The 20,544-nt window shown below is 74.1% G+C and carries 16 protein-coding genes; 9 read left to right on the forward strand and 7 right to left on the reverse strand.

The genetic code is table 11. The features are described from left to right. Positions 1 to 114 precede the first annotated feature (114 nt). The gene (locus ACZ5CZ_RS09985) at positions 115 to 1,119 is read left to right on the forward strand and encodes a lysylphosphatidylglycerol synthase domain-containing protein (RefSeq protein ID WP_468940994.1); all 1,005 of its coding nucleotides are present in this window, start codon (positions 115 to 117) and stop codon (positions 1,117 to 1,119) included. Between the two features lie 43 nt (positions 1,120 to 1,162). On the opposite strand, the gene ACZ5CZ_RS09990 is transcribed toward ACZ5CZ_RS09985, so the two are convergent. Then, on the reverse strand, positions 1,163 to 2,098 hold the full coding sequence (locus ACZ5CZ_RS09990; RefSeq protein ID WP_385842552.1) for a LysR family transcriptional regulator: 936 nt from the start codon (positions 2,096 to 2,098) through the stop codon (positions 1,163 to 1,165). Between the two features lie 135 nt (positions 2,099 to 2,233). Here ACZ5CZ_RS09990 and ACZ5CZ_RS09995 point away from each other — a divergent pair, with 135 nt between their 5' ends. Then, positions 2,234 to 3,472 (forward strand): MFS transporter, encoded by a 1,239-nt coding sequence (locus ACZ5CZ_RS09995; RefSeq protein WP_468940997.1) that lies wholly within the window; start codon positions 2,234 to 2,236, stop codon positions 3,470 to 3,472. 55 nt (positions 3,473 to 3,527) lie between these two features. Here the strand turns inward: ACZ5CZ_RS09995 and ACZ5CZ_RS10000 are convergent, their stop codons facing one another. Genes ACZ5CZ_RS10000 through ACZ5CZ_RS10010 form a run of 3 tightly spaced genes read right to left on the reverse strand, consistent with a single transcriptional unit; the run spans position 3,528 to position 5,514 of the window. Beyond that, positions 3,528 to 4,256: a phosphatase PAP2 family protein gene (locus tag ACZ5CZ_RS10000; RefSeq protein WP_468941000.1), complete on the reverse strand. Its 729-nt coding sequence runs from the start codon at positions 4,254 to 4,256 to the stop codon at positions 3,528 to 3,530. Continuing rightward, on the reverse strand, positions 4,253 to 4,855 hold the full coding sequence (locus ACZ5CZ_RS10005) for a phosphatase PAP2 family protein (protein ID WP_468941003.1): 603 nt from the start codon (positions 4,853 to 4,855) through the stop codon (positions 4,253 to 4,255). Before ACZ5CZ_RS10005 ends, ACZ5CZ_RS10000 begins: the two co-directional genes overlap by 4 nt. Further along, positions 4,852 to 5,514, reverse strand: a complete 663-nt coding sequence (locus ACZ5CZ_RS10010; RefSeq protein ID WP_385842557.1) for a DedA family protein — start codon at positions 5,512 to 5,514, stop codon at positions 4,852 to 4,854. Before ACZ5CZ_RS10010 ends, ACZ5CZ_RS10005 begins: the two co-directional genes overlap by 4 nt. Before the next feature lie 213 nt (positions 5,515 to 5,727). Here ACZ5CZ_RS10010 and efeU point away from each other — a divergent pair, with 213 nt between their 5' ends. The 4 genes from efeU (at position 5,728) to ACZ5CZ_RS10030 (ending at position 10,839) form a co-directional block, all read left to right on the forward strand. Beyond that, on the forward strand, positions 5,728 to 7,746 hold the full coding sequence (efeU, locus tag ACZ5CZ_RS10015; RefSeq protein WP_468941007.1) for an iron uptake transporter permease EfeU: 2,019 nt from the start codon (positions 5,728 to 5,730) through the stop codon (positions 7,744 to 7,746). Between the two features lie 59 nt (positions 7,747 to 7,805). Further along, complete coding sequence (efeB, locus tag ACZ5CZ_RS10020) at positions 7,806 to 9,077, forward strand: iron uptake transporter deferrochelatase/peroxidase subunit (protein ID WP_468941010.1); 1,272 nt, start codon at positions 7,806 to 7,808, stop codon at positions 9,075 to 9,077. 83 nt (positions 9,078 to 9,160) lie between these two features. Continuing rightward, positions 9,161 to 10,273 carry a Nickel transporter NicT gene (gene nicT, locus ACZ5CZ_RS10025; protein WP_468941013.1) on the forward strand — a complete coding sequence of 371 codons (1,113 nt, stop codon included), beginning with the start codon at positions 9,161 to 9,163 and terminating at the stop codon, positions 10,271 to 10,273. Between the two features lie 77 nt (positions 10,274 to 10,350). After that, a complete protein-coding gene (locus tag ACZ5CZ_RS10030; protein WP_468941015.1) occupies positions 10,351 to 10,839 on the forward strand; it encodes a DUF5709 domain-containing protein in 489 nt (162 codons plus the stop codon). 210 nt (positions 10,840 to 11,049) lie between these two features. Here ACZ5CZ_RS10030 and ACZ5CZ_RS10035 read toward each other — a convergent pair whose 3' ends face one another. Next, positions 11,050 to 11,256, reverse strand: coding sequence for a hypothetical protein (locus ACZ5CZ_RS10035; protein ID WP_385842563.1), 207 nt, complete (start codon positions 11,254 to 11,256; stop codon positions 11,050 to 11,052). 195 nt (positions 11,257 to 11,451) lie between these two features. Between ACZ5CZ_RS10035 and ACZ5CZ_RS10040 the strand changes: the two genes are divergently transcribed. Together ACZ5CZ_RS10040 and ACZ5CZ_RS10045 are read left to right on the forward strand one after the other, a co-directional pair. Further along, positions 11,452 to 13,299, forward strand: a complete 1,848-nt coding sequence (locus tag ACZ5CZ_RS10040; protein WP_468941018.1) for a glycoside hydrolase family 15 protein — start codon at positions 11,452 to 11,454, stop codon at positions 13,297 to 13,299. 91 nt (positions 13,300 to 13,390) lie between these two features. Continuing rightward, a complete protein-coding gene (locus ACZ5CZ_RS10045) occupies positions 13,391 to 13,630 on the forward strand; it encodes a hypothetical protein (protein WP_385842565.1) in 240 nt (79 codons plus the stop codon). A 99-nt stretch (positions 13,631 to 13,729) separates the two neighbouring features. On the opposite strand, the gene ACZ5CZ_RS10050 is transcribed toward ACZ5CZ_RS10045, so the two are convergent. Next, the gene (locus ACZ5CZ_RS10050; RefSeq protein ID WP_468941022.1) at positions 13,730 to 16,468 is read right to left on the reverse strand and encodes a SpoIIE family protein phosphatase; all 2,739 of its coding nucleotides are present in this window, start codon (positions 16,466 to 16,468) and stop codon (positions 13,730 to 13,732) included. A gap of 83 nt (positions 16,469 to 16,551) precedes the next feature. After that, the gene (locus tag ACZ5CZ_RS10055; protein ID WP_468941025.1) at positions 16,552 to 19,038 is read right to left on the reverse strand and encodes a SpoIIE family protein phosphatase; all 2,487 of its coding nucleotides are present in this window, start codon (positions 19,036 to 19,038) and stop codon (positions 16,552 to 16,554) included. 418 nt (positions 19,039 to 19,456) lie between these two features. Here ACZ5CZ_RS10055 and ACZ5CZ_RS10060 point away from each other — a divergent pair, with 418 nt between their 5' ends. Further along, positions 19,457 to 20,422, forward strand: coding sequence for a hypothetical protein (locus ACZ5CZ_RS10060; protein ID WP_468941028.1), 966 nt, complete (start codon positions 19,457 to 19,459; stop codon positions 20,420 to 20,422). Positions 20,423 to 20,544 lie beyond the last annotated feature (122 nt).

The following is a 20,544-nucleotide window of genomic DNA, read 5'->3' on the forward strand; positions in this document are numbered from 1 at the left end:
CCGCGCCGCGACGTACGGCCACGCCGCCGACACCGCCACGGCCGTGGTCCGTGCCCCGGCATCCGTACGGTCCGCAGGCCGGTGGCTCTCCCACGTCGTGCCGGAGGATGGCTCATGACGTCACCGGCGGGCGCGACACAGGCGTCCCCAGAGGCGCAGACGCCTCTGCTTCCGCACGGCAGCACGCCCCCCGGCGCCCGTACCGGCCGGCGCCGGGCCCGCTGGCACGCCGGAGTCTGCCTCGCCGTGCTGCTCGGCGCCCTGTATCTGGCCCGCCGGCACTGGTCCGTGCTGGCGAGCGGTGCCGGGCGGCTGGCCGGGGCCGACACCGGCTGGCTGCTGGTGGGGGCGACCGCGGCCCTGGGCACCTGGGCGGCCGCGGCGCTCGCCCAGCAGGGAGCGGTCCTCCGCCGCCTGCCCGGCCCCAGGCTGCTCGCCGCCCAGTTCGCCGCCTCCGCCGCCAACCACCTGCTGCCCGCGGGGCTCGGCGCCGGGGCCGTCAACCTCCGCTTCCTGATGCGCTGCGGGCTGCCGGCGGGGCGCTCGGCCGGTGCGCTCGCCGTGAAGGCCACCGCCGGCGCCGTCGTCCGCCTCGCGCTCATCGCACTGCTCGCCCCGGCCTGCCCCGGCCTGCTGCGCCTGCCGCCCGTACCCCCGGCCGTGCTCGCGGGCGCGCTGGGTGCCGTCCCGGTCCTGGCGGTGCTGGCGGTGACGCCGGTGGGGTCGCGCTGCCGGAGGGCGCTCGCCGCCGTCCTCGGCGACCTGCGCGCACTGCATCTCCACCCGGCCCGTGCGGCGGCCCTCTGGGGCGGTTCCCTCGCCTTCGCCTTGCTGCACGCGCTGGTCCTCATCGCCGTCACCCGGGCCGTCGCCCTGCCCCTGCCGCCGCTCGCGGTGGCCCTGCTGTACCTCGCCGCCAGCAGTGCCGCCGCCCTGCTGCCCACCCCGGGCGGCCTCGGCTCCCTGGACGCCGTCCTCGCCTTCGCCCTGACCGCCTCGGGAACCCCCGCCGCGGCCGCCGCCTCCGCGGTGCTGGGCTACCGGCTGCTGACCGTGTGGCTGCCCCTGCTGCCCGGCCTGCTGGTGCTGGGTGTGCTGGTGCGTCGGGGGGCGCTGTGAGCGACGGCGCTTTCCAGCCGGGGTCTGCTGGGCGAGGCGCAGGTCAGTGCGGAAGCACCCAGTCCGGCCGCCAGGTTCCGGCGGCGTCGTGGCTCCCCGCTGCGGTGGCGAGGTGGGCGCGGAGGGTGGCCAGTGCCGGGTGGGGATTGTCACGGTGCCAGAGGAGCGAGTGCGGGTAGACGGGCATCGGGTCGGTCACCGGGATGCGGCGCAGACCATGGCCGGCGGGCCAGACGAGGCGGGTGTGCCCGCCCATGAAGGTGGCCAGGGCCGGAGTGTCGGCGACGGTGTCGAGGAGCGCGTCGGAGCCGAAGTTGGGCCCGGTCGCCTCGATGGTGAGCGAGAACTCGGCGACGAGGTCGTCGTAGTAGGCGGCCCACTCGCTGCCGGGAACGATGCCCGGCATCCAGATCCGGTGCCCGGCGAGCCGGGCGAGGGGCACCGACCGGGCGCCGGCCAGTGCGTGGGCGGGGCCGGTGAGGAGTTCGAGCGGCTCGTCGAGCACCCGCACGGAGTCGATGTCCTCCGGGAAGGGGCGGCCGGGCGCGGCGACGGCGCGGAAGGAGGCGTCGATCGCGCCGGTCCGGATGGCGGCGACGGCCGTCTCGATGTCGAGCAGCATCACCACGTCGAGGTCGATCTCGGGGTGGGCGCGGTGGAACGCCCGCATCAGGCCCGAGGCCGCGCCGCGTGAGGCGATGATGTCGACGCGCAGGGGACGGTGGCCCGTGCGCACGGACGCGACCGCGCGTTCGGCGACCCGCAGCAGCTCGTGCGCGTGAGCGAGGAAGGCCTGCCCGTCGATGGTGAGCTCGGCGCCGCGCGCGGTGCGGGTGAACAGCCGCACACCCAGGCTGCGTTCCAGCGCGGCGATGCGCTTGGAGACGGCCTGCTGGGTGATCGACAGATCGGTGGCGGCTCGCTGGAACTGGCCCGATTCCGCGACGGCGACGAACGTACGCACTGCTTCGAGGTCCACGCCGGCCACCTTAGGCAACAACCGATGGTTGTGAACACTCCGCAGGACGGTTGTTTGACCTGCGGTTGCGCCGCTCGCTTAGCTCTCATGGTCAACGCCGGTTTGTTCGGTGGGATGTGAAGGGGAGCGTCGAGGATGGTGGGCAGGCGACCGCTGGGCCGGCAGTTCGGCTGGCTGTGGACGGCGTACGCGGTGAGTGCCTACGGGTCCGGGCTGGGGTTCGGGGCACTGCCACTGATCGCCGTACTGGTGTTGCACGCCCACCCCGCCGAGGTGTCCGCGCTGTCCGCGGTGGGACCGGCGGTGGGCGCGCTGATCGCGGTGCCGCTCGCACCCTGGGTGGAGATCCGGCGCAAGCGCCCGGTCATGATCGCGATGGACCTGACCCGGTTCGCGGCCATGGCGACCATCCCGGTCGCCTACGCCTTCGGCCGGCTCGGCTTCGTCCAGCTGCTCGTGATCTCGGCCGTGGTCGCCGCGGCCAAGATCGCGTTCAACGCGGCGAGCGGCGCCTGCCTCAAGGCCCTCGTCCGGCAGGAGGACCTGCTCGTGGCGAATGCGCGGTTCGAGTCCACGAACTGGAGCTCCATCGCGGTCGGACCCCCGCTGGGCGGGGCGGCGATCGCCCGGTTCGGGCCGGTCGCCACCGTGGTGGCCGACGCGCTCAGCTACCTGCTGTCCGCGCTGGCCCTCACCGCGATCCGCGACCGGGAGGAAGCGCCGCGACGGACGGTCGGGAGCCCGGCCCGGGCGGGCGCGTTGCTCCACGGCTGGCGGCACATCATGGGCGACCCCGCTCTGCGGGCGCTGTACCTGAACAACATGCTCGTCTCCGGTCTGATCATGGCCACCGAGCCGCTGCTCGCCGTGCTCCTCCTGAGCCGGCTCCACTTCCCGCCCTGGCAGTACGGCCTCGCCTTCGCCGCCCCGTGTCTCGGCGGACTCGTCGGCTCCCGGCTGGCCCGCCGTGTCGTGGCCCGCCACGGCCGCGAACGGGTCTTCCGGACCGTCGGCACGCTGCGCGCGGTCTGGCTGATCGGCCTGGCCTTCGTCCGTCCCGGCGTCGTCGGGCTCGTCACGGTGATCGCGGTCGAGCTGGCGATCATCATCAACATGAGCCTGTACACCCCGGTGCTCGCCACCTACCGGCTCGAACGCACACCCCAGCAGCTCGTCGCCCGCACCCTGTCGGCCTGGTCGATCGGCCAGCAGGCGTCCATCGCCGTCTGCACCGCGCTCGGCGGGCTGCTCGCCGACGCCACCGGCCCGCGCACCGCTCTCACCGTCGCGGGACTGCTCATCCTGGCCACCCCGCTGCTGCTGCCTCGGCGCGACCGCATCGCGCAGCAGCCGGAGCCCGAGCCGGTTCCGTAGCGCGCGTCCGCTCCGATCCGGCGCCCCATGACCGGCACCACGAGGACCGACGGGGTCACCGACCCCGACCCGGCCCACCTGTACCGGCGACGCCGTCGGCTTCGGATGGGGTCGGCGGCGCTGTTCCACCGGGTGCGGGGAGGAGACGGCCGGGGGGCCGTCGCGTCGCCGCGGCGAGCAGGAGCGCCAGCCAGCCGGTGGCGAACAGCCAGCCGCCGAGGACGTCGGTGAACCAGTGCACACCGAGGAAGACGCGGGTCAGCCCGACCGCCGCCGCCCAGCAGACAGCCGCCCCGCACAGCACGGTCCGGCCCCGCGGGGCGCGCAGGCAGAGGGCGAGCACCAGCAGCCCCGCGGCCAGCGCGGCCGTGGTGGTGTGGCCCGACGGGAAGGACCACCCCGAGGCAGAGGTGCGCCAGCCGGCGTGCGGCGGGCGGGCCCGGGCGACGAGGTCCATCACGCCGTACCGCACGGCCTGGCCCGCGGCGAGGCAGACCACGCCGAGCAGGGCCGCCGGCAGCCGCTGCCGCGGGGTGCGGGCGGCGACCAGCCCGGCCAGGGCCGCCAGGGCGTAGGGGACGGCGCCCGTGCCGGTCGCGGTCAGGCCGCGGGCCACGGCCACCGCCACCGGCGGGCGGTGGCCGACGGACCAGGACAGCAGCGCCCGGTCCAGGGCCGACGGGGCGCCGTGCCCGGCGGCCACCAGCCCCGCGAGCAGCGCGAACGCCGCCCAGGCTCCCAGGCCCACCAGGAGCGCGAGGCGCGGGGCAGCCCGGCGGTTCACGACACCAGCAGGGGCCTGAGCCGGCCCGCCGCCAGACGTCCTGCCAGGTCCGCCGGCCATCGCCGCAGCACCCGCATCACCAGCGTGCCGAGCACCGCGCCGACCACCGCCCCGACGGCGACGTCGTGCGGGTAGTGCACCCCCACCCACACCCGGGAGGCGACCATCGCGAGCGCGCACACCGAGGCCAGGATCCCCAGACGGCGGGAGACGAAGAAGAGCGCGGCCGCGGCGGCGACGGCGATCGTCGCGTGGTTGCTCGGGAAGGACCAGTCCCCCCGCGCCGGGCACGCCTCCAGGGTGCGGAAGGCCAGGTGGCGGCAGGGCCGGTCCTCGCGCACCAGCAGCTTCAGGCCGCTGTTCACGGCGTACGCCACCACGACCGCCACCGGCACGGTCAGGGCCGTGAGGCCCGCGGCCGCGCCCTCGCGGCGGGCCCGCCACCAGCCCACCACCATGAGCACCGCGAACGCCGCGAGACCGTACGCCGACCACACGGATATGGCGTGGTCCAGCCAGCCGGGGGAGCGGTGGGCGAGATCCACCACGTCCCGGTAGAGGGCTCCGTCGACGGAGCCGCCCGAGAGAGCCAGATTCATCCCCGGGCCTCCTTGGCGGCCCGGCGGGAGCGCAGCACCTCGGCGGCCACCGGGATCAGCGACACCGCGACGATCAGGGCGATCACCGGCAGCAGATACGTGTCGATGCTCGGCACGGAGGAGCCCAGCGCGTACCCGGCGAGGGTGAGGCCGACGCTCCACAGCAGACCGCCGGCGATCTGCCAGAGGGTGAACGTGCGCACCGGCACGCCCAGCGCGCCCGCCATCGGGTTCAGCACCGTCCGCACCACCGGCACGAAGCGGGCCAGCACGATCGCCTTGGCGTGGCCGTACCGCCCCAGCAGCTCCTCGGCGCGCCGGGCGCCTTCCTGGAGCTTGGCCGAACGGCTGCGCGCCAGCAGGGTGCCGCCCGCCTTCCGGCCGAGTACGAACCCGCACTGCGAGCCGGCCAGGGCGCCGACGGCCGCCGCGCCGAGCAGCGGCCCGAGCGAGAGATGCACCCCGCGGTCCGCGGAGCCCGTGCACAGCAGCCCCGCCGTGAACAGCAGCGAGTCCCCGGGCAGGAAGAACCCGATCAGCAGTCCCGTCTCGGCGAACAGCACCACGCCGACGCCGAGCACGCCGAAGGCGGACAGCAGCGAATGGGCGTCGAGCACGTTGACCGCGAGCTGCGACACCGAATGAGGGGGAGGGGCCATCGCCGCACGCCCTTTCCTTCGACTTGCTTCAACCGAATGTGACTACACATTTGTAGACGGTCTGTCGAACCCCAAACGAACGAGGAGGGTCGATGGTTCCCGGACTTTGCCTTTCGATTGCTTCTTCATGACCGGTTGACTACATGGTCATCGTCATGATGGTCGGCGAAGGTAAGGCATGCCTTCACTAAGTAAGCGGGAGGGCTCCAGGGCATGTGGGACGACGCGTTTCCGAGTTTCCTGATCGGACTGAGGGAAGGACTCGAAGCGGGACTCATCGTCTCCATCCTGGTCGCAACCCTGGTGCGGGCCGAGGCGCGGTCCCGGCTGCCCCAGGTGTGGACCGGAGTGCTGGCCGCGATCGCCGTCGCGATGAGCTTCGGCGCCGTCCTCACCTTCACCGCCGCGTCCATGCCGCAGACCGCGCAGGAGGCCTTCGGCGGCACCCTGAGCGTCATCGCCGTCGCCTTCGTCACCGCGATGGTGTTCTGGATGCGCCGCTCGGCCCGCAGCCTCTCCGGCGAGCTGAAGGAGAAGGTCACCGGCGCCCTCGCCATGGGCTCCGGGATGCTGATCCTCACCTCCTTCCTCGCCGTCGGGCGTGAGGGCCTGGAGACGGCCCTGTTCCTGTGGACCACCGCCCAGGCGGCCGGCGAGTCGGGCGGTCCGCTGACCGGCGCCGCCATCGGCCTGGTCCTCGCGGCCGGCCTGTGCTGGGGCCTGTACCGGCGCGTACTCAAGATCAACCTGACGAGGTTCTTCACCGCCACCGGCGCCGTCCTGATCGTCATCGCCGCCGGCGTCCTCGGCTACGGCCTGCGCGACCTCCAGGAGGGCGGGGTGCTGCCCGGCAAGACCGCCTACGCGGTCGACCTCGCCGGCAGCGTCGACGCCGGCTCCTGGTACAGCACCCTCGTCCAGGGCGTCTTCAACCTGACCCCGACCATGACCTGGCTCCAGGTGGCGGGCTACGCCGGCTATCTGGCCGTCGTGATGACGCTGTTCGTCCGCGGCGTACGGGCCACGGCCCCGAAGCCCGCCGCCGAGCGGCCCGCGCCGCAGGCCCGAGAGCGCCGACGGCCGGTCTGGGTGGTCCCGGTCGCCGTGGTCGCCGTACCCGCCGTGATCGCCGGACTCGTCGTCGCCCTCTCCCGGCCCAAGCCCGCCGGCGACCAGACCGTCGCCGTCTCCGAGACCGAGTGCGGCAAGGGCTTCACCGCCCCCAAGCCCGGCCGGCAGACCTTCCAGATGCACAACACCGGAGGCAAGACCTCCGAGGTGTACCTGGTCGACCCGTCGACCAACGCCGTCTACGGCGAGATCGAGGGCCTCGCCCCCGGCACCACCCGCGCCCTCGTCGCCACCGTCTCCGGCGGCACCTACGCCTGGCGCTGCGTCCCCACCGGCGGCAAGGCCGTCACCTCCCGGTCCGTCAGCGTCACCGGCGGCGGCGCGGCCAAGCCCGTCGTCCCCGTCTCCGAGCAGGACCTCGCCGCCCCCCTGAAGGCGTACAAGGCGTACGTCCAGCAGGGCCTGGACACCCTCGTCGGCCAGACCCGCACCCTCGCCGACGACATCGACCACAACCACCTCGGCAAGGCCCGCACCGACTGGCTCACCGCCCACCGCACCTACGCCTCCCTCGGCGCCGCCTACGGCACCTTCGAGGACTTCGACCAGAAGATCGACGGGCGCGCCGACGGCCTCCCGGACGGCGAGCACGACAAGGACTTCACCGGGTTCCTGCGCATCGAGTACGGCCTGTGGCACGGCCAGTCCGCCAAGGACCTGAGCGCTCCGGCCCGGCAGCTCGCCACCGACGCCGACGGGCTGCGCAAGGCCTTCCCCCGCCAGGCCTTCGACCCGGGCGACGTGCCGCTGCGGGCCCACGAGATCCTGGAGAACACCCTCCAGTTCGAGCTGACCGGCGACACCGACGAGGGCAGCGGGACCAACCTCGCCACCGCCGACGCCAACCTCGCCGGCACCCGTGAACTGCTCACCGTGCTCAAGCCGCTGATCACCGCCCGGGCGCCGAAGCTGCTGCCCGCGGTCGACGCGGACATCGCCCGGCTCCAGAAGTTCCTGGACGCCGCCCACGACGGAGCCTCCTGGACCCCCGTCGACAAGCTCGCCGCCGCCGACCGGCAGCGGATCGACGGCGCCACCGGCCAGCTGCTGGAAGACCTCGCCCCGGTCCCGGCCCTGCTCGAGATCCGGAAGTCCGCCTGATGGCCGACGCCCGCCCGACGACCACTGAGCACCACCCGCACACCGAAGGGAACCCCGCGATGTCCACTGCCGAGACGCCGGCCTGCCCGGCCGGCTCCGCCCGCCGCTCCTTCGTGCGGACCGCGCTGGGCGCCGGCGCCGCCGGAGCGGTCCTGGCCGGCGGCGGCTTCGCGCTCGGCGAGAGCGGCGGTACCGCCCAGGCGCAGACCACCGGCCCGGACGGCTCCGTGCGGGTGCCCTTCCACGGCGCCCACCAGGCCGGCATCGTCACCCCCGCCCCGGCGGCAGCCACCTTCGTCTCCCTGGACGTCATCGCGGACGACCGCAAGGGCCTCACCGAGCTGCTCAAGACCATCACCGAGCGGGCCCGGTTCCTCACCTCCGGCGGCACCCCCACCGACCTGGGCGTCGGCGCGCCGCCCTCGGACAACGGCATCCTCGGCCCGGAGGTCCCCTCCGACGGCCTCACCGTCACCCTCGGCGCCGGCGCCTCCCTCTTCGACGACCGCTACGGCCTCGCCAAGGCCAGGCCCGCCCGGCTCACCCCGATGCGGACCTTCCCCAACGACAACCTGAACCCGGCCGAGTGCCACGGCGACCTGTCGCTCCAGATCTGCGCGCAGAGCCAGGACACCGTGCTGCACGCGCTGCGCGACATCGCCCGGCACACCCGCGGCGCGATGCAGATCAAGTGGCGCATCGACGGCTTCCAGACCGGCCCGCGCCCCACCGGCGCCGGCCGGAACCTGCTGGGCTTCAAGGACGGCATCGCCAACCCGGACGTGCACTCCGCCCGCGAGACCGACCGGCTGATCTGGGTCGGCGACGGCCAGGGCGAGCCCGCCTGGACCAGGGGCGGCAGCTACCAGGTCATCCGGATCATCCGCATGCTGGTCGAGTTCTGGGACCGGGTCTCGCTCAGCGAGCAGGAGAAGATGTTCGGCCGCCGCAAGGACACCGGCGCCCCGCTCGACGGCGCCGTCGAGACCGACATCCCGAACTACGCCAAGGACCCGCACGGCACCGCGATACCGCTGGACTCCCACATCCGCCTCGCCAACCCGCGCACCGCCGACACCGACAGCAGCCGCATCCTGCGCCGGGGATACAACTACGACCGGGGCGTGGACAACGTCGGCAACCTCGACATGGGCCTGGTCTTCTGCTGCTACCAGCAGGACGTCAAGCGCCAGTTCGAGGCCACCCAGACCCGGCTGATCGACGAACCGCTGGTCGACTACATCTCGCCGACGGGCGGCGGCTACTTCTTCGCCCTGCCCGGCGTGCGCGACGCCAAGGACTGGCTGGGCAGCGGCATGTTCTCCGCCTGATCGGCCGCGGGCTTTTCCCTCTCATGGGAAAGGCCTGTCGCGCCCTTTGCTGCACATCAATTGCAGTTACGAGAGGATGGCATGTGGCCGCGCGGTGCGGCCGTACCGCACGACACGAAAGATGCTCCATGACCCGGCAGGAGTGGATCAGGGTCGGCTCCATGGCCGCCTTCGTACTGGCGCTGCACATCATCGGCTGGGGCACCCTGGTCGGCATCGTCGCGCCCCAGCACCTGCGCGCCGGCACCGAGACCTTCGGTGTCGGCATCGGGGTGACCGCGTACACGCTGGGCATGCGGCACGCCTTCGACGCCGACCACATCGCGGCGATCGACAACACCACCCGGAAGCTGATGGGCGGGGGGCAGCGGCCGCTCTCCGTCGGCTTCTGGTTCTCCCTCGGCCACTCCAGCGTCGTCTTCGGCCTGTCCCTGCTGCTCTCGCTCGGCATGAAAGCCCTCGTCGGCCCGGTCCGCGCCGACAACTCCGGGCTGCACGAGGTCACCGGCCTGATCGGTACGACCGTCTCCGGCACCTTCCTCTACCTGATCGCCGGCATCAACCTGGTCGTCCTCGCCGGCATCTGGAAGGTCTTCCGGCGCATGCGCTCCGGCGCGTACGACGAGGCCGCCCTGGAGACCCAGCTGAACAACCGCGGTTTCATGAACCGCCTGCTCGGACGGGTCACCGGAGCCATCACCAAGCCCTGGCAGATGTACCCGCTGGGCCTGCTGTTCGGCCTCGGCTTCGACACCGCGACGGAGATCGCGCTGCTGGTCCTCGCGGGCTCCGGCGCGGCCTCCGGACTGCCCTGGTACGCCATCCTCACGCTGCCCGTGCTGTTCGCGGCGGGCATGTCGCTGCTGGACACCATCGACGGCACGTTCATGAACTTCGCCTACGGCTGGGCGTTCTCCAAGCCGGTCCGCAAGGTCTACTACAACCTCACCATCACCGGCCTGTCGGTGGCCGTCGCCCTGCTCATCGGCACCGTCGAACTCCTCGGCCTGCTCGCCGACCGGCTCGACCTGCACGGTCCCTTCTGGGACTGGGTCTCGGGCCTCGACCTCAACACGGTCGGCTTCGTCATCGTCGGACTGTTCTTCGCCACCTGGGCCGTGGCCCTGCTGGTGTGGAAGACCGCCCGCATCGAGGAGCGGTGGACGGCGGAGCTGGCCGAACAGCCCGCCGACTGACCGGCGGGATCAAGCCGCCCTCTGCGGGTACGCGGACCGGGACCGCCCACGAGCCGAACAACAGGCAGGAGGCGACCATGAGCGACCAGCACGAGGAGCGGACCCCGATGGCGGACGACGCCTACCGGCCCACCGGAACCAACGAGGAACAGGAGGACGCCGGGCCCCTGGACCTCCAGGACGCGCTCGACGAGCGCACCTACGACGACGTCCTCGACGAGGGCTACTCCCCGCCCGAACGCCCCCTCGGCGTCACCAAGCAGGGCACCACCGCCGCCGAGCAGCGCGCGGGGGAGACCCTGGACGAGCGGCTCGCCCAGGAGGTCCCGGACACCGGCGCACCGGTCGGCGACGACATCGGCGACCTGCCCGGCGGCGAGGGCGAGCCGATCGACCCCGAAGCCGGCGACACCCGCGCCGGCCGCCTGGTCGCCCCGGACGAGGGCGCCCACACCGCCACGACCAAGGAAGAGATCGCCGACGACGTCGGCATCGACGCGGGCGCGGCAGGCGCGGAGGAAGCAGCGGTCCACATCATCCCGGACGACAACTCCCTCCCCGACTGACCCGCCCCAGACCGCGACCAGCCCCCACGACCCCGCACCCGGCCCCCGGGCCTGCGTTTCCGCGGCCGGGTCGCGGGGGCCGTGCCGGCGGGGCCGGGCGCAGACCACCTCAGGGGCGCGGGGAACTGCGCGAGCAGCCCCCCACCACCCCGCACCCGGCCCCCGACCTGCACTGTCGCGGCCCGCGCTACCGCGGGACGCGGACCGCCCTCAGGGCAGCAGCCTCTCGATGGCCGCAGGGCCCTCGGCCTCCATCTTGCGGCGCGCCCAGTCGAGGTTCCGCGGGGTGACGTCCCTGCCGGCCGCCATCACCAGGTCCTCCGGGGTGACTCCCCCCTTGGGAGCGGAGTGGAGATGGGCGTCCGGGGTGCAGTGGTCGTCGATGGAACGGGACTCTTCGGGTGTGGATGTCGACATGATGCCTCCTCCAGCGGATCGGATGACCGCATCCGTGCCGGTGCCTCCGAACGGGGCACCCTCTACCATTGCCCGCCTCGGCGCCCCCCGCATCCGGAGAGCGTCGCGGCGCGCTCCGAAGCGCCTGCCCACGGCACGGCGGCGCACTCGCTCCTAAGCTGGAAATCACCCCGCACCCGCACCGGGAGGCCGTCGATGGCCGAGATGCCGTTCCCCGGAGAGACCGCCCGCAGCCCCCGCTATCTGCCGATCGCCGAGCACGGACTCATCGGCGATCTGCGCAGTGTCGCACTGGTCGGCACCGACGGCACGATCGACTGGTACTGCTGCCCGTCCTTCGACGCCCCCAGCATCTTCGCGGCGATTCTCGACGCCGACCGCGGCGGTCGCTTCGAGCTGGCCGCCGCCGTACCGGCACGCACCAAACAGTTCTACTTCCCCGACACCAATGTGCTGATCACCCGGTTCTTCACCGAGGACGGCGTCGGCGAGGTGCAGGACTTCATGCCCGTCAACGGGGAGGCCCCCGGCGGGACGGGCCGGCACCGGCTGATCCGGCGCGTGGTGTGCGTCCGCGGCACCGTCCCCTTCCGGGCCCTGGTCGCCCCCCGCTTCGAGTACGGCGCCGCCCCGCACACCCTGCGCCCGCTGGACGGCACGGCAGGCACCGTCCTCTTCGAGTCCCGCGCGCTGTCCCTCGCGCTCACCTCGACCGTGGCCCTGGAGCACGACGCCGGGGACGCCAGAGCCGACTTCAAGCTCGCCGAGGGCGAGACCGCGGTGTTCACCCTGGACCAGGCCGGCGCCGAGACCGCCAGCCGGGGCTGCGCCTGCGCCGAGGCCGAGCACGAGTTCAACACCACCGTCGCCTACTGGCGGCGCTGGCTGCACCAGTCCCGCTACCGGGGCCGCTGGCGCGAGATGGTGCACCGCTCCGCGCTCACCCTGAAACTGCTCACCTACGCCCCCACCGGCGCCATCGTCGCCGCCCCCACCACCAGCCTGCCCGAACAGCTCGGCGGCGAGCGCAACTGGGACTACCGCTATGTGTGGGTACGCGACGCCGCCTTCGCCGTCTACGCGCTGCTGCGGCTGGGCTTCAGCGGCGAGGCCGCGGCGTTCATGCGGTTCGTGACCACGCACATCAGCCCCGGCTGCGGCGAGGGCTCCGGCCCGTTGCAGATCATGTACGGCATCGACGGCCGTACCGACCTGCCCGAACGCGAACTGCCGCATCTGGAGGGCCACCTCGGCTCCGCCCCGGTCCGGGTCGGCAACGCGGCCGCCGACCAGCTCCAGCTCGACATCTACGGCGCCCTGATCGACTCCGTGTACCTCTACGACAAGTGGGCCGAGCCGATCTCCAGCGACCAGTGGGACGACGTGTGCCACCTGGTCGACTGGGTCTGCGACCACTGGGACCAGCCCGACGAGGGCGTGTGGGAGACCCGCGGGGGACGCAAGAACTTCCTGTACTCGCGGCTGATGTGCTGGGTCGCCATCGAGCGGGCCATCCGCCTGGCCAACCGGCGCGGACTGCCCGCCGACCTGCCCCGCTGGGGCCAGGCCCGCGACACCGTCTACCGGCGGATCATGGACCGCGGCTGGTCCGCGCGCCGGGGTGCCTTCGTGCAGGCCGAGGACAGCGACGTCCTGGACGCCTCCCTGCTGATGATGCCGCTGGCCAAGTTCATCGCCCCCACCGATCCCAAGTGGCTCGCCACCCTGGACGCCCTCACCGAGGACCTGGTCTCCGACTCCCTGGTCTACCGCTACGACCCGCAGGCCAGCCCCGACGGCCTCCGCGGCGACGAGGGCACCTTCTCCATCTGCTCCTTCTGGTACGTCGAGGCCCTGGTCCGGGCCGGCCGGCTGGACGAGGCCCGGCTGGCCTTCGAGAAGATGCTCACCTACGCCAACCACCTGGGCCTCTACGCCGAGGAGATCGGCCGTACCGGCGAGCAGCAGGGCAACTTCCCGCAGGCCTTCACCCACCTGTCCCTGATCAGCGCCGCCTTCAACCTCGACCGCGCCCTCGGCTGACCCGGTTCGGCGGTGTGTCCCCAGGTCGGGCGGGTACCCGGTGGGCGCACAGGACAGATGCCGACAAAGTCGACAAGGAGGGAGCCCCCGCATGACCAGCAGCACCAGCGAGACGGGCGGGGTCACCGGCACCCGCGACAAGAGCTACGACCTGATCTGGTACGTCGAGGCGTGCCTCGACAACGCCCTGCGCCTGGAGACGTACATCCAGGACGCCGAGCGTGACCACGACGACGAGGTGAGGGAGCTGTTCCGCAAGGCCCAGGCGGACAGCCGCAAGGGCGCCGAGATGGGCAAGCAGCTGCTGCGCTCGCGCCTCGACGGCGGCTGACCTCCGCCCGGCCTCGGACGCAGAGCACCACGCAACGGGCCCGGCGGCCCGCCCCTCGGGGCGCGGACGTCCGCCGGGCCCTCTCCCTGCCGCGCGCCGTCACGGCAGCGGCTGCTCCGCCCAGATGATCTTGCCGTGCGGGGTGTACCGGGTGCCCCAGCGGTCGGCGAGCTGGGCGACCAGGAACAGCCCCCGACCGCCCTCGTCCGTGCTCGCCGCGTACCGCAGATGCGGCGAGGTCGTGCTGCCGTCGGACACCTCGCAGATCAGCGTCCGGTCGCGCAGCAGCCGTACGCCGATCGGGCCGCGCCCGTAGCGGATCGCGTTGGTGACCAGCTCGCTCAGCACCAGCTCCGTGGTGAACGCCAGCTCGTCCAGGTCCCACTCGGCCAGCTGCCGGGTCACCGAACCCCGTACCTCGGACACCGCCGCCGGGTCGGACGGCACCTGCCACTCCGCGACCCGGTCGGCACCCAGCACGCGGGTGCGGGCCACGATCAGCGCGACGTCGTCGCTCGGGCGGGCCGGGAGCCGGTCCAGCACCGTCCGGCAGGTCTCCTCCGCGGAGGCGCCCGGTGTGCGCAACAGGGCGTCGCGCAACAGGTCGAGACCGATGTCGATGTCCCGGTCCCGGTCCTCCACCAGCCCGTCGGTGTACAGCACCAGCCGGCTGCCCTCCGCCAGCTCCAGGTCCGCCGTCTCGAACGGCAGCCCGCCGAGCCCCAGCGGCGGCCCCGCCGGCACCTCCGGGTACTCCACCCGGCCGTCGGGGTGCACCAGCGCCGGCGGCGGATGGCCGGCCCGGGCCACGCTGCACCGCCCGGAGACCGGGTCGTAGACCGCATACAGGCAGGTCGCGCCGGTGACCAGCGCGCCCTCGTCCGCGGGGTTCTCGTCCTGGTCGATCCGGCCGACCAGCTCGTCCAGCAGGACGAGGAGTTCGTCCGGCGGCAGATCGAGTGCGGAGAAGTTGTGCACGGCGGTGCGCAGCCGGCCCATGGTGGCCGCCGCGTGCAGCCCGTGCCCCACCACGTCCCCCACCACCAGCGCCACCCGGGCACCGGACAGCGGCAGCACGTCGAACCAGTCGCCGCCCACCCCGGACTGCGCCGGAAGATACCGGTAGGCGATCTCCAGCGCGCCCTGGTCGGGCAGCGTCCGCGGCAGCAGACTGCGCTGGAGGGTCACCGCCATGCTGTGCTCGCGGGTGTACCGGCGCGCGTTGTCGATGGAGACCGCCGCCCGGGCCACCAGCTCCTCGGCCAGCGCCAGCTCCTCGGCGTCGAACGGCTGCGGCTTCTCCGAGCGCCAGAAGTTCGCCACCCCCAGCACCAGGCTGCCCGCCCGCAGCGGCACGGTCAGCAGCGAGTGGATGCCATAGGCGAGGACCAGGTCGGTGCGCTCCAGGTCCTGCGCACGCCAGCCGGGCGCCTCGCGCAGCCGGGGCTCCACCACCGACTGTCCGGTGGTCAGGCTGCGCGCCTGCGGCGAGGTGGCGACGAACCGGATGCGCTCCCCGGCCGGGTACAGCGGGGCGTCCTTGCGGATGCCGGTGCAGGCGGCGCGGCGCAGCGCGGTCCCGGGCCGGGGCTCCTCGCCGTTCAGCACGGCGTCGAACAGGTCCACCGTCGCGAAGTCCGCGAACCGGGGCACCGCCAGCTCGGCCAGCTCCTCGGCGGTACGCGTCACGTCCAGGCTGGTGCCGATGCCCACCCCGGCGTCGTACAGCATGTTCAGCCGCTCCCGGGCCACCTCCGCACGGCCGGACAGCGCCCGCAGTTCGGTGGAGTCGCGCAGCGTGGTGACGCTCCCGGCCGGGCCGCCGCGCAGGTCCGTGGGCCGCTGGTTGATCGCCAGCAGCCGGTCCTTCACCAGGTGCACCTCGTCCGTGGCGACCCGGCCCGAGGCCAGCAGCCCGGCCGTCACATCGTCCAGGCCCAGCTCCAGCACATGCCGCCGCTCGGCGTCCGCGGGCAGGTCCAGCAGCCGGTGCGCCTCGTCGTTGGCGAGCAGCAGCCGGCCGTCGCCGCCGACGATCAGCACCCCTTCCCGGACGGCGTGCAGCACCGCGTCATGGTGTTCGTACATCCGGGTCATCTCGTACGGCCCGAGGCCGCGGGTCTGCCGCAGCAGCCGTCGGCTGACCAGCGCCGTGCCCGCGGTCGCCAGCGCGAGCGCCGTCGCGGCCGCCGCGAGCAGCAGCGGCAGCTGCTGGGCGGCGGCCCCGCCCACATGGGCGGTGGTGATGCCCGCCGACACCAGGCCCACCACCCTGCCCGCGGGGTCCTTCACCGGCACCACCACCTGCACCAGCGGCCCTATCGTGCCGTTGACGTGCTCGGTGACCGTGCCGCCGGCCAGCGCCGGGCCGATCGTGCCGACGAACTTCTTGCCGATGCGGTCCGGTTTGGGATGCGTGTAGCGGATGCCGTCGGTGTTCATCACCACGATGAAGTCCACACCGGTCGCCTTGCGGGCCGCCTCCGCGTGCGGCTGGAGCAGGGCCGTCGGGTGCGCCGAGCGCAGCGCGGCCGCCGTGCCGGGCGCGTTGGCGAACGTCTCGGCCACGGCCAGGGAACGGTGCTCCGCCTCCATGTCGGTGTCCCGCCGCACCTGGAGCACCTGCGCCACCACGGCCGCGACGACCAGCAGCAGCACGATGACCACCTGGAGCACGAACACCTGCCCGGCCACGCTGCGCCCGGACACCGCTGCCCGCAGCACCCCGAGCTGCCCGTCGCCATCGCCCTGCCGGCCGGGGCGGGGACCCTGCGGTGCGCGCGGATGCCCGGAAGGTCGGGGCGGCGGGGTCGCGGACCCGCCGGGCAGTCGCACCATGTGCCCATGTCTACACTGCCCGGCCTCGTCAGGCGAGACCGTCCCCGGAAGCGACGGCCGCCCCGCGGGGCGGCCCGGCCCGGTCACCGGTACACCGGTGCCGAACGGCGGGCGGCCAGCAACAGCGCCACGTCGTCGGGCCGGTCGGGGGCGTGCCGGGCGGTGGTGGTGAGCCGGTCGGCGACCCCGGTCAGGGACCGCCGGCCCCGCCGTCCGGGGGCCGCCCCGGCCCGGCTCAGCGCCAGCCGCAGCGCCGTGATGCCGTCGTCGATGTCCGCGCCCGGCCGCTCCACCAGCCCGTCCGTGTACAGGGCGAGGATGGCGTCCGGCTCCAGCAGCAGCTCGGTCACCGGGTAGCGGGCCCGCGGGTCCACGCCGAGGACCACCCCGCCCGGGACCTCCAGCAGCCGGGTCGGCCCGGCGGGGGAGCGCAGCAGCGGGGGCGGATGGCCCGCCCGGGCGACCCGGGCGCGGCCGGTGACCGGGTCCAGGCGCAGATAGCAGCAGCTGGCGAACTGGCCCGGGTCCAGGTCGATCAGCAGGTGGTTGGTCCCGCTGAGCACCTCGTCCGGCGGCCGGTCGCCCAGCGCGAATGCCCGCACCGCGCTGCGCAGCTGCCCCATGGTGGCCGCGGCCTGCACCCCGTGCCCCTGGACGTCGCCGATGACCAGCGCGAGCCCGTCCCCGGCCTCCACCACGTCGTACCAGTCGCCGCCCACGTCCATGCCCTGGGTGCCCGGCAAGTAGCGGCCCGCGGTCTCCACCAGTGGGTGCGCCGACAGCCGGCGCGGCAGCAGCGCCTGCTGGAGTCCCCGGGCGAGGGCCGCCTCGCTGTCGTAGCGCCGGGCCCGTTCCATGGCGTGCGCGATCAGCCCGGCGAGCGCGGTGAGGACCGTCTTCTCCTCCGTGCTGAAGCGGCGAGAGCCATCGAAGCCGAGGATGCACGAGCCGACCGGGCGGCCCGAGGCGATCAGCGGCAGGAAGGCGCGGGCGCCCTCGTCGGCGTCCAGCGGGATGCCCGGATAGGCCGCCGCGAGCTGCTGCATCGACTCGAAGAACAGCGGCCGGCCGGTGGTCAGGGTCTCCACACCGGGCAGATGCGCGTCCAGGCCGACCCCGTCGAACGGGACGAGGAAACCCTTGGGGAAGCCGGTCTCCCAGGCCAGGTACAGATGCCGGTCCTGGAGCAGGTAGATGGCCAGCCGGCGGCCGCCGAACGCGGGCAGCAGCTCCTGCGTGACCACCGTCGACACCTGGCGCGCGGTCACCGCGTCCGTCAGCGCGATGGCCAGCGCGACCGGCCGGTACAGCGGCGCCATCGAGTGGCCCTCCTCCGGCAACCCCGCATCGGGGGCCGGCGGGGCGGGCGCGTCCACCCGGCTGGCCGGGACGAGCGTGCAGGTCAGCGTGGACTCACCGGGGTGCACCGACACGGCGAGCCAGTCGCCGTCCCCGGACTCCGCCCGGTCCCCCTCCGGTCGCCGCGCATGGAAGTGCACCGGGTCGGGTGCCAGCAGGGCGCTGCGCAGATGGTCGTCGTACGGCGGCCGGGTCAGCCAGGGCAGCGCCTCCCACAGCGGACGGCCGAGCAGTTCCTCCCGCGGCCGGCCGGTGAGCCGGGCGGCGGCCGCGTTGGCGTACACGATCAGTCCCAGCCGGTCCAGGCTGAACACGCCCTGCGGCAGTGGATCGGCGGCGCCGTCCGCGGCGGCGGCCCGGCCGGGGTCGAGGACGATCCCGCCGACCTGCGGCCCGGCGCCGTCCGTCCCCGTCCGCCACAGGTCCAGCAGCCGCGGCGCTCCGTCCCGCGCGCGCAGGCTGAGCGGCGTGCCCGGCGGCCGCCCGGCGGCGGTCTCGCGCAGGGCCGCCAGGATGCGGTGGGCGTCGTCCGGGGCCACGGCCGCCGCGAGTGCCGTGGCCGTCTCGGGGAGCGTGCCGGGGGGCAGCCCGAGCAGGGCGCACAGCCGGTCGTCCGCGTGCACCGCCGAGGTCGCCGGGTCCCAGGTGAACCGGGCCACGGCGGCCTGCGGGGGGTGGCTCGCCGGGGGCCGTACGCACAGCGGCTCGCCGTCCCAGACGACCGCCTCCGGCGCCCCGTCGGCGAGCGCCAGCAGTTCGGCGCCGAGCCCCTCGGCCAGCCGCCCGAGCAGTTCCCGGTCCAGCAGCTCGTCCACGGACTCGGCCACCGCCGGGTGCAGCAGCGTGAGCACACCGAGCGGCTCGCGCCCGCCCGGCACCGGTATGTGCACCGAGCCGACCGGGAACGGCAGCCCCGCCGCGAACTGCGGATACCGGCGGACCGTCTCCGCGGCGTTCGGCAGCACCACCTGCACGCCGAGCCGGTAGGCGTCGGCGACCGGGAAGGGCCGGTCCACCTGGAGCCGCCACCACGGCTTGAACAGCGGGCCGGGCAGTCCGACGAGCACCGCGAGCCGCAGCAGGCCGGGCGTGCGCGAGCGCAGGTACACACCCGCCACCCGGCCACCGGCGGCGCGGAGCGCACCGGTGGAGGCGTCGGCCAGCAACGCGGCCAGCCGGGCCCGCGTACGGACCGTCTGCTCCACGGCCATCGGCTCTACCTCGCTCCATGCGCCGCCGGGTGAGACGACACAGCAAGAATGCGCCCGAACCCCCGTGCAACGCACCTGGGCGAAGATACGGACCCACGACCGGGCCGGGCGGCCCGGCGCCGGACGGCTCACACCAGTGCCGCGCCCGAGTGGCGGGGGCCTCGGACCCCTCCTAGTAATGGACTGCGACATGCCGCGACCGCACGCGAGGGCGCAGGTGCGGCGGCCGCACCCTTCTCCTGGAGCCGAGATGACCACCCGCTCATCGTCCCCCCGTCCCGACGACTCCCTGATAGCTCCCGCACCGTCCGCCCCAGGCGTCCCCATCCCCTCCGCCCACCTGCTGACCCGACCGGTGCCCTTGCCGGAGATACTTCCTGGGACCAGCCACGAGGACGATCTCCCCTACGGCGATCCCGTGGACGCTCTCGTCCGCGCGGCCGTCGCCGACCGCCCGCTGGAGGACGTCGTCCGGCTCATCACGCTGCTGGAAAGCTCGCCCGAGTACACCAGGGCCACCGCCGACGCGCTGCGCGCGGCCGGGGTCGACCGTCCGGTGGAGGACGTCACCCGGCTGGTGACCCTGCTGACCAAGCCGCCCCGGGGGACCGACAGCGCGGACGAGGCGATCCGCGCCGCCGCCGAACGCCGTCCGCTGGAGGACGTCACCCGGCTGATGCAGCTGCTGCACCGCGCCCCCGTGGAGCCGCACTGCGGACAGGCGGCCGTGCAGGCGGCGGCCGCCCACCGGCCCGTCGAGGAACTCGCCGAGCTGATCGGCCGGCTGGCCGCGGAGCGGCCGGGGCGCGTCCACCCCAGGCCCGAGCCGGCGGCTCCCGAAGCCGTGCTCGCGGCGGCGGAGACCGACACCCCGGAGGTGGCCGCCGCCGACCGCGCGGAGCGACCGGAGCCGGAGCACCCGGGGAAGCCCCGGCCGAGGAAGGAGCGGTCCGCCACGCGCCGGACGGCGCGCAACCGGCGACCGGCCCGGACCGTCCTGTGGGCCCGCGGCGCCGCGCTGCTGGTCCTGCTGTGCGGGGTGGCGCACGTCCCGTGCCAGTGGGGCGGACCGTCGTACGGCGTTCTCGGCGCCGGGGTCCTCGGCTCGGCGCTCTGCGTGCTGCTGGCCCTCGCCCTGGCCGCCCGCGGGGCGCAGACCCGGCTCGTCGCCGCGACCGGCGCGTTCGGGGTCACGGCGGCGCTCGCCGCGGGCCAGGCGCTCGCGGGGCGGTTCGGACTGCCCGACCCGAGCCGGCTGTGGGCCACGGCCCTGGCCCCGCCCTGGCTCGCCATCACCGCGGCGGCGACGGCCGCGCTCGCCGCGCTGGCGGTCCTGCTGGCCGCGCTGGCCAGAGGCAACGCCCGCCGCGTCGACGGCGGTTGACTCACTCCGAGGGTGGCCCGGCCCGCCGACGGCGGTTGACTCACTCCGAGGGTGGCCCGGCCCGCCGACGGCGGTTGACTCACTCCGAGGGTGGCCCGGCCCGCCGACGGCGGTTGACTCAC

The sequence above is a fragment of the Streptomyces sp. NPDC031418 genome (assembly GCF_055581605.1).

What these genes read in the sequence shown, in the direction of transcription:
- ACZ5CZ_RS09985 (WP_468940994.1), top strand. Translation starts at nt 115, where the DNA reads ATGACGTCACCGGCGGGCGCGACACAGGCGTCCCCAGAGGCGCAGACG.
- ACZ5CZ_RS09995 (WP_468940997.1), top strand. Translation starts at nt 2,234, where the DNA reads ATGGTGGGCAGGCGACCGCTGGGCCGGCAGTTCGGCTGGCTGTGGACG.
- ACZ5CZ_RS10005 (WP_468941003.1), bottom strand. Translation starts at nt 4,855, where the DNA reads ATGAATCTGGCTCTCTCGGGCGGCTCCGTCGACGGAGCCCTCTACCGG.
- ACZ5CZ_RS10010 (WP_385842557.1), bottom strand. Translation starts at nt 5,514, where the DNA reads ATGGCCCCTCCCCCTCATTCGGTGTCGCAGCTCGCGGTCAACGTGCTC.
- efeU (WP_468941007.1), top strand. Translation starts at nt 5,728, where the DNA reads ATGTGGGACGACGCGTTTCCGAGTTTCCTGATCGGACTGAGGGAAGGA.
- efeB (WP_468941010.1), top strand. Translation starts at nt 7,806, where the DNA reads ATGTCCACTGCCGAGACGCCGGCCTGCCCGGCCGGCTCCGCCCGCCGC.
- ACZ5CZ_RS10030 (WP_468941015.1), top strand. Translation starts at nt 10,351, where the DNA reads ATGAGCGACCAGCACGAGGAGCGGACCCCGATGGCGGACGACGCCTAC.
- ACZ5CZ_RS10035 (WP_385842563.1), bottom strand. Translation starts at nt 11,256, where the DNA reads ATGTCGACATCCACACCCGAAGAGTCCCGTTCCATCGACGACCACTGC.
- ACZ5CZ_RS10040 (WP_468941018.1), top strand. Translation starts at nt 11,452, where the DNA reads ATGGCCGAGATGCCGTTCCCCGGAGAGACCGCCCGCAGCCCCCGCTAT.
- ACZ5CZ_RS10045 (WP_385842565.1), top strand. Translation starts at nt 13,391, where the DNA reads ATGACCAGCAGCACCAGCGAGACGGGCGGGGTCACCGGCACCCGCGAC.
- ACZ5CZ_RS10050 (WP_468941022.1), bottom strand. Translation starts at nt 16,468, where the DNA reads ATGGTGCGACTGCCCGGCGGGTCCGCGACCCCGCCGCCCCGACCTTCC.
- ACZ5CZ_RS10055 (WP_468941025.1), bottom strand. Translation starts at nt 19,038, where the DNA reads ATGGCCGTGGAGCAGACGGTCCGTACGCGGGCCCGGCTGGCCGCGTTG.